Genomic DNA, 14,761 nt, shown 5'->3' on the forward strand with positions numbered 1-14,761 from the left:
TACTAGGAAGGATGGAAAATTTGGACAATCAACATCATCAAAATCATATTATGGGAACTTTGCAATGGTTTATATTTTTATTAGCGAATTCAATCGCATTACCAATTGTCGTTGGCGGATTATTTCATCTTACGACGGAGGAAATATTTTATTTAATGCAGCGTACATTTTTTGTAGTTGGTATATCTTCTTTTTTACAAGGGTGGCTTGGACATAGACTGCCAATTGCAGATGGACCAGCTGGATCATGGGTTGGAGTATTTACTGTACTTGCTTACGCAACGGTCGGGCAAGATCAATTACATAGTACATTGCAAATTTTAGAATTAGGAATGATAATCTCAGGTGTTATTTTAATAGGACTAGGAGTAACTGGTTTCATCGGACGTATTTTATTTTTATTTACACCGCTTGTGACAGGGACGTTTTTACTTTTATTATGTTTACAATTAAGCGGTGTATTCCTAAAAGGAATGCTAGGGATTACTGCTACTGTTTCTCAAATTGATGCATTTACAGCGATAATCGCGTTTAGTATATTTTTGTTCGTTGTTATACTATCTAATTTTGGAAAAGGTTTTGTCAAAAGTTATGCGGTTTTAATAGGATTAATTAGTGGGTGGATTCTTTTTCTCATTGCAGGAAAAGTGACGATTCCATCTCAAGTAACTCATTTTGTGCAACTTCCGCAAATATTTGCTTGGGGACTTCCAAAATGGAATACAGGTATGGCAGTATCAAGTTTCGTTATGGTATGTATTTTAGTTTCAAATACAGTGGCAGCTATTATAGCGATTAATCAAGCTACCATTCAAAAAGCGACTATTGAACAGAAACAGTTGAAGGATGGAACGTGGGTTGGAGGCATTTCACACATCATTTCTTCCATATTTTCAACTGTAGGTGTCGTGCCGTTACCGGCAACGGCAGGATTTATACGTTTAACGAAACAAAAATATATACGTTCGTTCTTACTAGCATGTATGTTACTAGTCGTAATGTCGCTGTTTCCAAGTATTATTCGTTATTTAGCATCTTTACCATCCGCTGTTGCATCTGCGGTTTTAATGGCTTCTTTCGTACAGTTAATTGGAATTGGGTTAAATAATATAAAACAAGTGGAGCTTAATGAAAGGAATGTAACGATTTTAGGTATTGCAGTATTATTTGGTAGCGGTGTTATGTTTTTACCGTCTGGAGCGCTCCAATCATTGCCATCTGTTATGCAATATATATTCGGAAATGGTTTGTTTGTAGGTACAGTTGTCAGCATATTACTAGAACAAATATGGCGTACCGAAAAGTAAGTGGATACAAAGAGTGAACGCACTGTATAAAAGTCTAAAATAACATGTGAAATAAAGCCCATTTTCATTCACCACCCGCACATTTCGTTCATACAATATCTTGACTAAATAAACACCCAACTTACACATACACAGCTCTGGCTTAAGCAAGGAGGGTTATACCAGTTGAAGGAAAAAGCGTATCAATCTAAACCTTTACTCACAAAGAGAGAGAGAGAAGTATTTGAATTACTGGTTCAAGATAAAACAACGAAAGAAATTGCAGGTGAACTTTTTATCAGTGAAAAGACAGTTCGTAACCACATCTCAAACGCAATGCAAAAGCTAGGGGTTAAAGGACGTTCACAAGCAGTTGTTGAGCTTCTTCGCATGGGAGAGCTCGAGTTATAAAAAGAAAGCCGACTTATATAAAGAGTCGGCTATTTTTTTGCTTATATTTTGAATTTAAAAAGGTATCTCAGACTGTGAGGGGGAAGATATGTTTAAGAAAGAAATGTTAAAAATAACTATTTTAAAATATGATGAGGTGTCCTTGTCATTCATGGATAAGAAGGTGCAAATATGAAGTTGTATTTTAAAGATATGGAGATAGGTGAAATTAAAGATGTTTTTGGAGATATGCCATGGATGTATGGAACAATTCGTCTATACGATAATAGTAAACCGTTCCAAAAATATTTTCGTGAGATGGTAGACGAAGATAGTGCATTTGATTTTGAAAGCATAGACCCTAAATTTTTATATGAAGAAAATTGGTCTATTTTTGATGAGGATGCTCAGCGGTATGTAGGGATTGATATACCTGCTATTCATATGGAGGATACAACAATTGCGTGTCGTTGGAGATAAAAGCTATACAGTTGTGAACATCTTCGTATGAAAGAATTCAAACGATAACAATAAGCTCACTTTTTACAAAAGGTCAGCTTATTGTTATCGTTTTTTCGCTTGCTATATGAATGATAAGAACACTCCATACATAAATAGGTAGTAAGGAGGGGATATGTTGAAAAGGATATTGTTAGTTTCAACAAGCGCTCATGATATGAATGGACACCCGACTGGTTTGTGGCTGGAAGAGCTCGCAGCTCCTTATAACTTGTTTAAAAAAGCTAAGTTCGATGTTGATATTGTGTCGATACAGGGCGGTAGAGTGCCGATTGATAGAGTTTCTATTCCGAACGGGATACCTCGTGAATTTAAGCATGTCGCTTCTTTATTGCAAAATACGAAGTCGATCTCAACGGTTCATTTTTCGGATTATGATGCGGTTTTATTTGGTGGTGGACACGGGGCGATTGTAGATTTTCCAGGTAATCCATATGTTGCAAATTTAATTGTGAATATGTACAACAACAACCGAATTGTAGCGGCTGTTTGTCACGGAGTAAGTTCTTTAGTCGGTGTGAAAAATAAGGACGGCTCGTTTTTTAGTGCGGGTAAGCATATAACAGGTTATACAAATGATGAGGAAAAAGCTGTACATTTAGAAAAGCGAGTGCCGTTTTTGTTAGAAAATAAATTGAAAGAAGAAGGGGCTTTGTTTTATGTTGCTCCAAATTTTACGCCGCACGTCGTAGTAGATGGGCGTTTAATTACAGGGCAAAATCCGCAGTCTAGTATGGAAATAGGGAAAGCTATAAGAAGAGCTGTAAATAAAGTATAGAAAAAGTGCTCGTTACTCATAAAGGTAGCGGGCATTTTTTCTATAGGATAAATGACCCCTTAAACTAAAAAGATGTATTGAGTATAGTGACTTCATTTATAATTAATCGTGAATTTGCTATACTATTTTGTATGGACAAAAGGGGAGGCTCTTTTAATGAGAAAAGTTGCGTGTGCAAATACTTATATTAATAAAATAAAGCCCGTTATTAGAAAAACGAGTTTTAGTCAATTGAAAATAGATGAAATTGCGAAGTATATGGATATTAGTAAAGCTACTTTATATAAACGTTTTTCTTCAAAAGATGAGATTATTGAAGCTGTGGTAGAAGATTTTATGAACTATCTTCTTGAAGGGGATGCGGATAATCAAGATGAAAGTATGTCTTTTGCAGAACGTTTCCAAAAGACGTTTATTCACTCTTTAAAATGTGTGACATACATTTCAGATGTCTTTTTACAAGATTTGAAAGAGGCATATCCGCACTTATCTGATCAGTTAGTCGCTGCACAACAAAATCGTAATCATAATTTGCAAATGTTTTTTGAAGCTGGTATGGAACAAGGCTACTTTAATAAGATGAACGCACAATTATTTATGGTGCAAGATGATGTGATGTTAAGGCGTATTATAGATCATTCTTTTTGTATTCAGTACGATATTACGTTAAAGAAAGCGATACTTGATTTTTATCAACTAAAGAAGTATCAACTGTTTAAACCAGAGTATATAGAAGCGATTGATGATTCTGAAATTGAAAAAGAAGTTATAGCTATTTTGCAAATGATTTCGTAAAAAAGCAGATTTTCCTATATGAATGGAAAATCTGCTTTTTTTATTACATGTTCTTTTTTAAGTGTTGTAATACTAATTCAGCTACTGGACCACCTGAAGCTGGGTTTTGACCAGTGATAACACGACTATCTTCTACAGCGAAAGCTTCCCAAGGCTGTGTAGCTTTTTCGTAAAGTCCTCCATTTTTAATAAGTTCATCTTCTGTTAAAAATGGAACGAATTGATCTAATTCAGCTAGTTTTTCCTCTTCATTTGAGAATCCTGTTACTTTTTTACCGCTAATTAAATGTTCCCCATTAGTTAATGTAATATGAAATAAACCAGCAGCTCCGTGACAAACAGAGGAAACAATTCCGCCATTTTCATAAATGCTACGGCTAATCATTTGGAGTTCTTTATTTTCAGGGAAGTCCCAAATCACACCGTGACCACCTGCGTAATAAATAACAGCATAGTCTTCTGGATTCACCTCACTCGGTTTCATTGTAGAACCGAGGCGATTCATAAATTCTTTCTTTTGATACCATTCCCAATCGATGCTCTCCGCCATTGCTAAACTATGCGGATCAATCGGTGTATAACCACCTTGTGGGCTAACATAATCTACTTCGTAACCAGCTTCTTCAACTTTTTTAACGAAATGAACAGCTTCACCAAGCCAAAGGCCAGTAGCTCGATTTAAATTTGGATATTTTTCAACGCTCGTTAATACAACTAACATTTTTTTCTTCATCATAATCCTCCTGTAATGTTTCTTCTGTATACAAGTTCATTATTTTATTAAGTTAGAAATTGCAAATTTGAATAGCCGTGTTAGTCCTCCTTATATCGGATTCGAAATTAGTGTATAACAATTTTTGAACAAAGTAAACTAAAAATACTAAAATAGTTTACTTTGTATATTTTTCGTTGACAAACTGTAATGCTGAAACTATGATAGTTCCATGAATATCGAACAACGTACATGTTTCGTTTCGAATTCAATTTGTCGCGCGATAAATGTATACATTTGATGAAGTTGTCTAGTGATAATAGAAGAGCTAAACAACTTCATTTTTCGTTTTCAATTACTACAATCAGGAGAGGTGTTACACATGGGGGAAGATATAAGTAATCATTCAAAATGGTTTGTTTTCACATTATGTTTTATCGTTTTATTAGGACCGATGAATGCGGTTTTATTTAATGTTGCGTTAGAGGAGATTGCTCATGATTTATCTATTAGTCAATCGAAAGTAAGTTGGGTTGTAGTAGGTTATTCTTTAGTTGTCGGTATTGGTTCAATGATATATGGGAAGCTTGCTGATCGTTACAGTGTAAAAAAACTATTAATTATTTCGATTATCATATTTGTAGTGGGTTCTATTATTGGATTTATGAATCAATCTTATGTGATTACCATTCTTGCACGATTAGTGCAAGCGAGCGGGGGTGCAGCGTTTATTGCGCTTAGTATGATTGCAGTGGCCAAATTAGTTATTCCTCATAAGAAGCCTGGTGCGTTAGCGATGATTAGTTCTTCTATTGCATTAGCAGTAGGTATTGGCCCTTTAGTTGGCGGGGTTATTACAAATACACTAGGGTGGCCATATTTATTTTTATTTATGGTTATTTCAGTAGTGGGGATTTTCTTGCTTATAAAATTTATGCCAGAAGAAGCACGGCACACGGATGAAGCGTTTTATTTTGATTACATTGGAGTGGCGTTACTATTTGCATTCATTACGACTGTTTTATTAGGTGTCAATATGAATAGTTGGCTATTTGTGTTATCGATAATTTTTTTGTTTTTATTCACGGTTCGTATGAAGAAAGCGGAGCATCCATTTATCGATATTGAGTTGTTTTCGAACAAAGCATTTCTTCGTTTAATAACAGTCGGATTTATAATTAATGTGGCGTTATGTGCTAATTTATTATTGTTGCCATTACTGTTAGGAAGAGAGCACGGATTGTCTCCATTTGTTATCGGAATTGTATTATTTGTTGCATCACTCTTTGGTATTGTGTCTAGTTTTATTACTGGAAAGATTGTCCCTTCGTTTGGAAATGTGAATATGATTTATGTAGCGTCTATCATTATGATTGTTGGCTTTTTAATTTTAGGGTTTATTCCGAATGGAAGTATAGTCGTTATTGTATTGGCGATTATTTTGACATTTATGAGTTATTCTGCCATTCAAGTATCATTGAACACATTTATACCGAAAACACTACATGCAGCTAAAGTTGGAGTCGGTCTTGGCTTATATAATTTAATTAACTTTTTCGGTATGGCATTTGGACCAGCTGTTGCGAGCAAAATTATGGAATCTACAAATAGTTATCGTTTCAATTTTATTTTAATCGTCATGTTAATTTCTGCTCATTTCTTCTTATTAATAGGAATGTCTTCTTTCCAAAAAAAGATGGAGCATTAAAGATGTACTTTATTATAGAAGAAACCGACTTTCATATAGAAGGTCGGTTGTTTTTCTGTCTTGCAAATTATGAAAAAAAGGAGCAAAATAAAAAAGGTCCTAGTCTATACAGGTACAAATGAAAATTTTCATATAGAAGCAGTTTAAGTGAGCGAACTTAAAGTGTGAAAAATATAATGATAAAATAAGATGATGAATGAGAAAACGGGTGATGAAGTTGAATAGAGCAATCGGTGTTATTGATTCAGGAGTTGGCGGTTTAACAGTGGCGAAGGAATTAATTCGTCAGTTGCCGAAAGAGCGCATTATATATTTAGGGGATACAGCACGTTGCCCTTATGGTCCACGTTCTCGAGAAGAAGTGCGTCAATTTACGTGGGAAATGACGGAGCATTTACTAGATTTAAATATCAAAATGTTAGTTATTGCATGTAATACAGCAACTGCAGTTGTATTAGAAGAGATGCAGAAACAATTACCAATTCCAGTGGTAGGAGTTATTCACCCAGGATCACGTACAGCTTTAAAAATGACAAACACGTATCATGTTGGGATTATTGGAACGATTGGAACGGTGAAAAGTGGTGCATACGAAGAAGCGTTAAAGTCTATTAATAATCGTGTTATGGTAGAAAGTTTAGCGTGTCCACCTTTTGTTGAGCTTGTAGAGAGCGGTAATTTCGAAAGTGAAATGGCGTATGAAGTTGTAAGAGAAACGTTGCAACCGCTGAAAAACACTGATATTGATACGCTTATTTTAGGCTGTACACATTATCCAATTTTAGGTCCTGTTATTAAACAAGTAATGGGAGATAAAGTGCAACTCATTAGTTCTGGTGATGAAACGGCGCGTGAAGTAAGTACCATTTTATACCATAGTAAAATGTTGAATGAGGGAGAGGAACAAAGTGATCATCTCTTCTTAACAACAGGGAAAATAGGTCTATTTAAAGAAATTGCATCAAAATGGTTCGGTCAACCGATTGAAAATGTGAAACATATTCATTTAGAAAAAGAATAATAATAGAATGCATATAAGTGAACTCCTGAGAAATCAGGAGTTTTTTTGTTTATAGGGAGCACAGCTTGTTCTAAAACATGAAACAGCTCGTATACATAATAGTACAAACTTAGATTTTAGGGGGGAATGGCATGCCTAAATCCACTTTTAAATGGGTTGTTGGTGCTACTGTGAGCGCTGTTTTACTAACAGGGTGTGGCTTTATAAATCAAGAGAAAGCAACGGAGCAAATTGATCCGCCAAAACAAGTTACGTATACAGAGGGTGGAAAGAAAGAAGTATCTAAGAAAGATAAGCAAGGAAAAACGGTGAATAGAGAACTATACCTTGTTGATAAAAATGGCTATGTTGTACCGCAAACGTTAGCTATACCTACTCCGAAAGCAAATGAGGTTATTCAGCAAACGTTAGAGTACCTTGTGAAAGATGGACCGGTAACGAATTTGTTACCGAATGGGTTTCGTGCAGTCATTCCGGCGAATACATCGATGACCCTAAACTTGAAAAAAGATGGGACGGCAGTCATTGATTTTTCTAAAGAAATGAAAAACTATGCAAAAGAGGAAGAACGTCAAATCGTTGAATCTATTGCATGGACGTTGACGCAATTTAAAGAAATAAAACAAGTGCAGTTCCAAATAAATGGTGAAAAATTAGCGAAGATGCCTGTTGGTGGTACACCGCTTGGTGAAGGGGTGAGCCGTGCGAACGGTATTAACTTCGATGATGAGCAAGTAGCGGATGTAACAAATACAAAACCAGTAACACTTTATTTTATGGCACAAAATAATAATAAACAGCAATACTACGTACCAGTAACACGCCGCGTTGTAGAAGGAAAAGAAAATGATTATGCAGCAATTGTAGATGAACTTGTAAAAGGACCGATTCATCAATCTCTTCTGAACGATTTCAATCCAGGAGTTAAGCTCATTACGAATCCGAAATTACAAGACGGAAATCTTACATTAAACTTTAACGAAAATATATTTATAAACCCAGATAAAAATATGGTTTCAAATTATGTATTGAAGTCGTTAGTTTTATCTTTAACTGAAAAGAAAGGCGTGAAAAGCGTTTCTATTGAAGTGAATGGTAAAGCAAATCTTATAGATGAAAAGGGTGGAAAGTTAATAAAACCTGTAGATCGTCCAGAAAACGTGAATACAGGTAGTTTTTAATCGTCAATAATTTGATATACTTAAGTAAGAAAGAGGAATTGCTTTTTGGGTTCCTCTTCTTTTATTGTATACATATCATACATTTAAATTTGGCTATACTAACAAGTAGTTATGAGGAGGTTATTGTTATGCGAGTAGATGGTAGAGAGAAAACAGAATTACGCCATATACATATTCATACGAATTACTTAAAACATCCAGAAGGATCAGTATTAATTGAGGTTGGGGATACTAAGGTAATTTGCTCAGCGACAATTGAAGAGCGTGTCCCGCCTTTTATGCGTGGAGAAGGCAAGGGCTGGGTAACAGCTGAATATGCGATGATTCCACGTGCGACAGAACAACGTACAATTAGGGAGTCAAGTAAAGGGAAAGTAACAGGACGTACAATGGAAATCCAGCGCTTAATTGGACGAGCATTACGTGCGGTAGTTGACTTAGAAGCGCTTGGTGAGAGAACAGTTTGGATTGATTGTGATGTTATTCAAGCGGATGGTGGAACGAGAACAGCTTCTATTACAGGTGCATATGTAGCAATGGTATTAGCGTTTGAGAAATTATTACAAGCAGAAAAAGTATCTAAAATTCCAGTAAAAGATTATTTAGCAGCAACGTCAGTAGGAATTGTTGAAGAACAAGGTGTTGTTTTAGATTTAAACTATGCAGAAGATTCTAAAGCAGACGTTGATATGAACGTAATTATGACTGGGAAAGGTCAGTTCGTTGAAGTGCAAGGAACTGGAGAAGAAGCGACGTTTAGTAGAGCGCAGTTAAATGAATTACTTGATGCTGCAGAACAAGGCATTTTCCAACTGATTGATATGCAAAAAGAAGCGTTAGGTGACATCGTATCTCATATAGAGTAGAGGTGGAAAAAATGAAACAAGTTGTTGTAGCGACAAAAAATATGGGGAAAGTACGTGAATTTGCTGAGTTATTTGAGCGATTTGATTTAGAAGTGAAATCATTACACGATTTTCCTCATATTGAAGAAGTCGAAGAAACTGGTGAAACATTTGAAGAAAATGCAATCTTAAAAGCGGACAGTTTGAGTAGACAATTGAATGCAATTGTAATTGCGGATGATTCAGGTCTTATTGTAGATGCTTTAAACGGGAAACCAGGTGTGTATTCAGCACGTTTTGCTGGAGAGCCGAAAGATGATCAAGCAAATATTGATAAAGTTTTACAAGAATTAAATGACGTAGCGTTTGAAAAGCGTAAAGCTCGTTTCTACTGTGCATTAGCAGTGGCTTTCCCTGAAGGGGATAAAAAGCCTGTCATTGTAAATGGGACGTGCGAAGGGTTTATTTTAGAACAACGCCGCGGGGAAAATGGCTTCGGATATGATCCGATTTTTTATGTGGAAGAATATAAAAAAGCGATGGCCGAACTAAGTTCAGATGAGAAAAATGCTATTAGTCACCGCGGACGTGCTCTACGTAAGCTAGAAGAAAAAATCCCTGAATGGTTTTTAGGAGAATAAGGGAGAGAGATTGATGAAAGCTTTAATCGTAAGCGATAGTCATAGCTCTGTGAAGGAATTACAGCAGTTAAAAGAGAAGTATGAAGGGAAAGTAGATATCATGATTCATTGCGGTGATTCAGAGCTAACGCCTGCTCATGAAGAGTTGCAAGGTTTCCATGTTGTAAAAGGGAATTGTGATTATGCTAACTTTCAAGACGAAATTGTAACTGATGTAGATGGTGTTCGTTTCATAGTTGTGCACGGACATCGTCATAACGTGAAAATGACGGTACAAACATTAGCGTACCGTGCTGAAGAGGTAGGGGCGCAAGTTGCATGCTTCGGACACTCTCACGTATTAGGTGCGGAATTAATCGACGGCGTTTTATTTATTAATCCAGGCAGTATTTTATTACCGCGTCAGCGTGTAGAAAAAACATTTGCTTTATTAGAAATGGATGAAAATCAAATGGAAGTTCGTTTTGAAACACTAGACGGACAGCTAGTTGAACAAGCAGTTTTTAAAAGAGGATAAGAAAAATTATCCTCTTTTAAAAAAGGTGTTGACTTTATGTATGGTTATACATATAATAAATATTGTCGATAGGGCAACGGCGCTAACGATTGAAAATAAAATAACATATGCGGGTGTAGTTTAGTGGTAAAACAAGAGCCTTCCAAGCTCTGGTCGAGAGTTCGATTCTCTTCACCCGCTCCATGTCCCAGTAGCTCAGCAGGATAGAGCAACGGCCTTCAAGAAAAATAGGAGCCTTTATAGGGAAACAAGAACCTATAAAGTGGACGACACTATATCGGTGAAGCCTTAACAGTTCGGCTGATGGTAATACCGAGGAAACTTACGATCTTGAAAAAGATTAAGGAGTTTTGAATGATTAAGTGAAACTTAATGGTAAAGACTCTGAAGTATGATGAAAATCATCGTGAGGTTCCGTAGAGACTACACGTGTCGCACCTGAAATGGTGAAGATATAGTCCAGACTACAAACAGTAATTGCTGGTAGCGAAAGCTATGGTGGTAAGCTAAGCCGTCGGTCGGGAGTTCGAATCTCTCCTGGGACGCTAACAAAACCTTTGCGGTGACGTCAAAATCCGCAATATATAAGCTCTCTAATTCGTAAGTTGAATCGTACAATGTGCGGTCGCTAACGAGTTAGGGGGCTTATTTTTTTATGTCAAAAAGACGTGATTCTTTAACGATTAGCGAAGATTTAACGAATGTTTTTAGCGATAGATTAAAAAGTGATCCGCGGAAGAAAGAGATTGCAGAAAATCGTTATATGTTCAATCTAACAATCGACAAAGTGCTCGAGATAATTGTGCGTTATTACACTACTTATGATTTGAAGGGAAACTAAAACCTTAAGAATAATATTAAACTTCTTGTTTTTATGCAGAGAAAACAAAAACAGAAAATATAGTACAACTAATAGAATAACACTAATAATTAAAGTTCCTCCGATGTACCAAACTTTTTCGCTGTTACTCCAAGTTTTATTAAGGTTATCATATACTCCAAAGTAAAAAACACAGTAGCAAATAGATATAAAATAGATATAAAATAGCACCTAACAGTGTAGATAAAATTATATTCCAAAAGTTTAATTTTACTTGTGTGACTTTATTTAAATACAATTTGTCAATTTCCTTAGTTGTTGCCGCTATTACAAGTTGATTAACACTATATAATACAGCTGGTATAAGTAAGGTGGCTATAATTGTAGTGAAAGCAGGTGGAAGTTTGCTTATTGTCTCTAACGATAATCCATCAAACATTTTTGTAGTTCAACCCTTTCGTTAAAGTTAGATAAAAAAGAACGCCACCCTAAGAGTAGGTAAGCGTCCTGCGTCTTTAATAAATCAACCTGTATCACCATCAGCTAAACCTTGTATAATATTAATAGCTGTTTGAGTGTTAACTGAAGTATGCGTGCCTATCGTTACAAGTGTAATCAATAGCAATCCTAATAATACTTTTTTCACTTTAACGCCTCCTTATTAAAAATTTCTTTCTTAGCTTCATAACTTAAGTAGAAATATTTACTTCCTTGTTCAAAGTTTCCTTCGCTATGAAATTGGACCGCTAGTGCTTCCGTGTATTCTTGAACATATTCCCATAATCTTTCGTTTCTAAAGTAGTCCATTCCTGCCAGTACTGCTTTTTCTAATTTGTCAGCAGCAGCTTTTTTATTTAGTTCTCTCAGAATTGCAAAACGGTATTGATATTCTTGATTCCCTAATTCATTGCAGATAGTTAAACCTTTTTCAATGAGTTGACATGCAATTTCTTTTTCACCTAGCTTAACATGTTCCTTTGCCTTAACAAAAATAGCTTTATAATGATGAGGTTTCTTTTCAACTACTTCTGAAAGGTATCGAATTGCCGAACTAGAAAGATTTTGACTCGCATACATTAAGCCTAAATTATGACGAACTAGTAAGATTGCTTTCTCATTTTTTTGCTTTTGGAATGTGTTCATTGCAGTAACAAAGTATTCTTCAGCTAGTTCAAATTCTTTTAAATGCGTACAAGCTAATCCTAATAAATTATCACAATAAGCTGTTTTTAATTCATAGCTTTCATGTTTAGAAAATATGTCCCTAGCTTTTGTACCATGCTTAATGGCTAAAAGTGCTTGATAAATATGATAATGATATGTTGCTAAGTTGTAATGAAATTCCGCTTTTTCAAGTTCATCAGGAATGTGTTTAAGTAAAAGTTCTGCTTTATCATACTGTTCTTTAGCAAGGTTATAATTACCAACTGCGTTAGAATGAATAGCCTTATAAAAATGGTAGTAGTAAGATAAAAAGTTATCTGTGGGAATATCAAAGGATTCAATTTTATCAAAGCTATTTTTTGAAATACTTAAATTATCCACTAAATATTTATAGCCGAAATCTAACAGGTGATAGTAGAGTAACAAGTTTGAGTCTGCTTCGTTATTGTGAATAATAGAATTAATTTCTTCTTTTAAACAATGGGCATTATCTATATTACGTGAACGTATTTCTTTGTACCATTCGTTAAGTAGTTTTGAAATTTGTGCATTCCCCTTTATTAGAACGTCCATAAAATTCCCTCCCTTTTTGAATATTCTTATAAATAATGATAGCAAGAATAGAATTTGATGGAAATTGAATTTCAATATTTCTCAACATTTGTGTAACGATTTTATTTTCAATTATGTAACTAATTGCATTCATTCTCCCTGTTAGTAATTTCAAATGGGGGTTTGTTCCTACTTTTAACTATTGCACCTGATTCTGCAATTTCAGGGAAGGCTTATTTCTGATTTTTAGTAAGAGGTGCAGTAGGTGAAGATTTTAACTCTACTAAGTCAATCTTACCATTTGCGTCCTTGCCTTCTATATCTATACGAGTGCGTACGCCCGATTTTGTTTGTACGGTTATTTGTTCATTCAATTCAGATTTAGGTTTTTGGTGTTTTATAACCTCAAACATTTTTATTTCGTATTCTTTACCTGCTAAGCTATTAGCTTTTAAAGTTTTCCGTTGTTTTTCTATTGTGGCTGCTGCACCTATTGCATTGGAAACTTTTTTTGCACCTTTGACTACTTTTATTCCCTTGCCAACAGGCGTAAGTCCCGCAAAAACCATGACATCAGCACCAGTGCGTTCCCACCATGAAAGTTTTTCGCCAGTATCGGGATCAATACCTTCTATAACACGTCGTACATCGTATTGTCCTAATTTTCACTTAGAATGTTATAACTTTTTACCATTCTAGTACGATTGAGCAACCGTTATCGAAACTTATCCCCGTTAGTGTGTTACAATGAATAGAAGCGGAAAACGAGAATCTCCAATTGACTAGACCTGTGATTGGTTAGACAGTTTAAGAAGGTTGTATAAAAAAGGGAGATGGCGCAAAGATGGCGAGATCAAATGAGAACGATTTAACGGAGAAATTGGCAGAAGGTCACCGAAAATATGGTGATGGCAACTTTACAGTACAGAACATCGGTGATGAAACCAACCCGGATTGGACTATCGTAAAAAATGTGAGGAAAGGATCGGCAGGTATTCGAGAAGAGGAAGATATATTAAGACTGCGATCAAAATATATAAAATAGTACGGAAATGGGCGGAGTGGGAGCTCGAAATTCTCCTGGGACGCTGAAAAAACCTTGTTATCTTTTGATAACAAGGTTTTCTGTTTAGTTATTAATAAACTTCTCAAATACAAAACCATAATCTTTCACATTATATTGTTTCTTCGTATCAACGAGCCAGTTAAAGGCGATTTCGTTCATTTCTTTAAATTGCTCTGCTAAATTTACTTGTGCATTTGAAATACGGCTAAAAGCGTTAGATGCCATATCTAAACTTTTATGTGCATACTGCAATGTAATATCGTTGTCGTATGAAATTTCTTCGATTTTAAGTAAAGCTTTATATAAATCTTTTAATTCCTCGATATGTTTTTTATGAACATCAATTGAATAATGTTCATCTCCCATTTGAAATTTAATTTCTACATCTAAATCAATCGTTCCCGCAGTTTCAAGCGCTACGTTTTTAATTTGATATTTACTATAGCTAAAGCGGCGTAGTGTACGTTTTTTGCTTGTCGCACTTGTACCATCTAGGTGAAGTAATCCTTTGTTTGTGAAGCAATATTCATCTGATTTCGATTTAATTAGAAAATAAATTTTCTCTCCATCTTCATGCATTACGTAATCATCAGCATCGACCTTGTCATAATCTTTCGGTGTAATGACAGAACCTACATCACTTAACCCTAAAACATCAGCAGCTACTTTTTTGAACATATATAATCCCCCTTGTAAATTAAATTCTTAATTATACAAAAATATATTAACATGGTTTTAACAAAGAGTTTTCTTTTAATGAGAAAAT

Annotated in this window: 17 protein-coding genes, 1 tRNA gene and 1 pseudogene; 14 read left to right on the plus strand and 5 right to left on the minus strand. The window is 35.2% G+C overall.

Features of this window, described 5'->3' with window-relative positions:
- Positions 1-11 precede the first annotated feature (11 nt).
- The 5 genes from QCI73_RS05100 (at position 12) to QCI73_RS05120 (ending at position 3,768) form a co-directional block, all read left to right on the plus strand.
- A complete protein-coding gene (locus QCI73_RS05100; RefSeq protein WP_327922426.1) occupies positions 12-1,307 on the plus strand; it encodes a purine/pyrimidine permease in 1,296 nt (431 codons plus the stop codon).
- A gap of 165 nt (positions 1,308-1,472) precedes the next feature.
- Positions 1,473-1,697, plus strand: a complete 225-nt coding sequence (gene gerE, locus QCI73_RS05105) for a spore germination transcription factor GerE (RefSeq protein ID WP_000659484.1) — start codon at positions 1,473-1,475, stop codon at positions 1,695-1,697.
- Positions 1,698-1,868: 171 nt separating this feature from the next.
- Entirely contained in the window at positions 1,869-2,156 is a 288-nt protein-coding gene (locus QCI73_RS05110; protein WP_353822604.1) for a hypothetical protein, read from the plus strand.
- A gap of 154 nt (positions 2,157-2,310) precedes the next feature.
- Positions 2,311-2,973 carry a type 1 glutamine amidotransferase domain-containing protein gene (locus tag QCI73_RS05115; RefSeq protein WP_327922429.1) on the plus strand — a complete coding sequence of 221 codons (663 nt, stop codon included), beginning with the start codon at positions 2,311-2,313 and terminating at the stop codon, positions 2,971-2,973.
- Between the two features lie 156 nt (positions 2,974-3,129).
- Positions 3,130-3,768: a TetR/AcrR family transcriptional regulator gene (locus tag QCI73_RS05120; RefSeq protein WP_029443378.1), complete on the plus strand. Its 639-nt coding sequence runs from the start codon at positions 3,130-3,132 to the stop codon at positions 3,766-3,768.
- A gap of 43 nt (positions 3,769-3,811) precedes the next feature.
- Here the strand turns inward: QCI73_RS05120 and QCI73_RS05125 are convergent, their stop codons facing one another.
- Positions 3,812-4,501: a type 1 glutamine amidotransferase domain-containing protein gene (locus tag QCI73_RS05125; protein WP_262724345.1), complete on the minus strand. Its 690-nt coding sequence runs from the start codon at positions 4,499-4,501 to the stop codon at positions 3,812-3,814.
- Positions 4,502-4,862: 361 nt separating this feature from the next.
- Here QCI73_RS05125 and QCI73_RS05130 point away from each other — a divergent pair, with 361 nt between their 5' ends.
- From QCI73_RS05130 to QCI73_RS05165, 8 genes are all read left to right on the plus strand, one after another.
- Positions 4,863-6,188 (plus strand): MFS transporter, encoded by a 1,326-nt coding sequence (locus QCI73_RS05130; protein WP_353822605.1) that lies wholly within the window; start codon positions 4,863-4,865, stop codon positions 6,186-6,188.
- 211 nt (positions 6,189-6,399) lie between these two features.
- Positions 6,400-7,209 carry a glutamate racemase gene (racE, locus tag QCI73_RS05135; protein WP_060632430.1) on the plus strand — a complete coding sequence of 270 codons (810 nt, stop codon included), beginning with the start codon at positions 6,400-6,402 and terminating at the stop codon, positions 7,207-7,209.
- A gap of 131 nt (positions 7,210-7,340) precedes the next feature.
- On the plus strand, positions 7,341-8,390 hold the full coding sequence (gene gerM / locus QCI73_RS05140; protein ID WP_353822606.1) for a spore germination protein GerM: 1,050 nt from the start codon (positions 7,341-7,343) through the stop codon (positions 8,388-8,390).
- Positions 8,391-8,518: 128 nt separating this feature from the next.
- Positions 8,519-9,256, plus strand: a complete 738-nt coding sequence (rph, locus tag QCI73_RS05145) for a ribonuclease PH (protein ID WP_001261765.1) — start codon at positions 8,519-8,521, stop codon at positions 9,254-9,256.
- Positions 9,257-9,267: 11 nt separating this feature from the next.
- Positions 9,268-9,876, plus strand: coding sequence for an XTP/dITP diphosphatase (locus QCI73_RS05150; RefSeq protein ID WP_000815935.1), 609 nt, complete (start codon positions 9,268-9,270; stop codon positions 9,874-9,876).
- 13 nt (positions 9,877-9,889) lie between these two features.
- Entirely contained in the window at positions 9,890-10,393 is a 504-nt protein-coding gene (locus QCI73_RS05155; RefSeq protein WP_000645500.1) for a metallophosphoesterase, read from the plus strand.
- Positions 10,394-10,502: 109 nt separating this feature from the next.
- A tRNA-Gly gene (locus tag QCI73_RS05160) sits at positions 10,503-10,576 on the plus strand.
- A gap of 472 nt (positions 10,577-11,048) precedes the next feature.
- Positions 11,049-11,234 carry a hypothetical protein gene (locus tag QCI73_RS05165; RefSeq protein WP_000044632.1) on the plus strand — a complete coding sequence of 62 codons (186 nt, stop codon included), beginning with the start codon at positions 11,049-11,051 and terminating at the stop codon, positions 11,232-11,234.
- Between the two features lie 502 nt (positions 11,235-11,736).
- Here the strand turns inward: QCI73_RS05165 and QCI73_RS05170 are convergent.
- The 3 genes and pseudogenes from QCI73_RS05170 to QCI73_RS05180 form a co-directional block, all read right to left on the minus strand.
- Positions 11,737-11,859 (minus strand): hypothetical protein, encoded by a 123-nt coding sequence (locus QCI73_RS05170; protein WP_353822607.1) that lies wholly within the window; start codon positions 11,857-11,859, stop codon positions 11,737-11,739.
- Positions 11,856-12,950: a response regulator aspartate phosphatase gene (locus tag QCI73_RS05175; RefSeq protein ID WP_070806892.1), complete on the minus strand. Its 1,095-nt coding sequence runs from the start codon at positions 12,948-12,950 to the stop codon at positions 11,856-11,858. Before QCI73_RS05175 ends, QCI73_RS05170 begins: the two co-directional genes overlap by 4 nt.
- A 119-nt stretch (positions 12,951-13,069) precedes the next feature.
- Positions 13,070-13,588: pseudogene (locus QCI73_RS05180) on the minus strand (pre-toxin TG domain-containing protein); the annotation flags it as partial.
- A gap of 185 nt (positions 13,589-13,773) precedes the next feature.
- Between QCI73_RS05180 and QCI73_RS05185 the strand changes: the two are divergent.
- Positions 13,774-13,974, plus strand: a complete 201-nt coding sequence (locus QCI73_RS05185) for a hypothetical protein (RefSeq protein WP_000124456.1) — start codon at positions 13,774-13,776, stop codon at positions 13,972-13,974.
- Positions 13,975-14,058: 84 nt separating this feature from the next.
- On the opposite strand, the gene QCI73_RS05190 is transcribed toward QCI73_RS05185, so the two are convergent.
- Complete coding sequence (locus QCI73_RS05190; protein WP_000475206.1) at positions 14,059-14,673, minus strand: PH domain-containing protein; 615 nt, start codon at positions 14,671-14,673, stop codon at positions 14,059-14,061.
- Between the last annotated feature and the right edge of the window lie 88 nt (positions 14,674-14,761).

Source organism: Bacillus cereus group sp. MG16 (assembly GCF_040459875.1).
In the GTDB taxonomy this organism is placed as follows: Bacteria; Bacillota; Bacilli; order Bacillales; family Bacillaceae_G; genus Bacillus_A; species Bacillus_A paranthracis.

Coding starts and splice junctions, on each gene's coding strand:
- QCI73_RS05100 (WP_327922426.1), top strand. CDS start 12: ATGGAAAATTTGGACAATCAACATCATCAAAATCATATTATGGGAACT.
- QCI73_RS05110 (WP_353822604.1), top strand. CDS start 1,869: ATGAAGTTGTATTTTAAAGATATGGAGATAGGTGAAATTAAAGATGTT.
- QCI73_RS05115 (WP_327922429.1), top strand. CDS start 2,311: ATGTTGAAAAGGATATTGTTAGTTTCAACAAGCGCTCATGATATGAAT.
- QCI73_RS05120 (WP_029443378.1), top strand. CDS start 3,130: ATGAGAAAAGTTGCGTGTGCAAATACTTATATTAATAAAATAAAGCCC.
- QCI73_RS05125 (WP_262724345.1), bottom strand. CDS start 4,501: ATGAAGAAAAAAATGTTAGTTGTATTAACGAGCGTTGAAAAATATCCA.
- QCI73_RS05130 (WP_353822605.1), top strand. CDS start 4,863: ATGGGGGAAGATATAAGTAATCATTCAAAATGGTTTGTTTTCACATTA.
- racE (WP_060632430.1), top strand. CDS start 6,400: ATGAAGTTGAATAGAGCAATCGGTGTTATTGATTCAGGAGTTGGCGGT.
- gerM (WP_353822606.1), top strand. CDS start 7,341: ATGCCTAAATCCACTTTTAAATGGGTTGTTGGTGCTACTGTGAGCGCT.
- rph (WP_001261765.1), top strand. CDS start 8,519: ATGCGAGTAGATGGTAGAGAGAAAACAGAATTACGCCATATACATATT.
- QCI73_RS05150 (WP_000815935.1), top strand. CDS start 9,268: ATGAAACAAGTTGTTGTAGCGACAAAAAATATGGGGAAAGTACGTGAA.
- QCI73_RS05155 (WP_000645500.1), top strand. CDS start 9,890: ATGAAAGCTTTAATCGTAAGCGATAGTCATAGCTCTGTGAAGGAATTA.
- QCI73_RS05165 (WP_000044632.1), top strand. CDS start 11,049: ATGTCAAAAAGACGTGATTCTTTAACGATTAGCGAAGATTTAACGAAT.
- QCI73_RS05175 (WP_070806892.1), bottom strand. CDS start 12,950: ATGGACGTTCTAATAAAGGGGAATGCACAAATTTCAAAACTACTTAAC.
- QCI73_RS05185 (WP_000124456.1), top strand. CDS start 13,774: ATGGCGAGATCAAATGAGAACGATTTAACGGAGAAATTGGCAGAAGGT.
- QCI73_RS05190 (WP_000475206.1), bottom strand. CDS start 14,673: ATGTTCAAAAAAGTAGCTGCTGATGTTTTAGGGTTAAGTGATGTAGGT.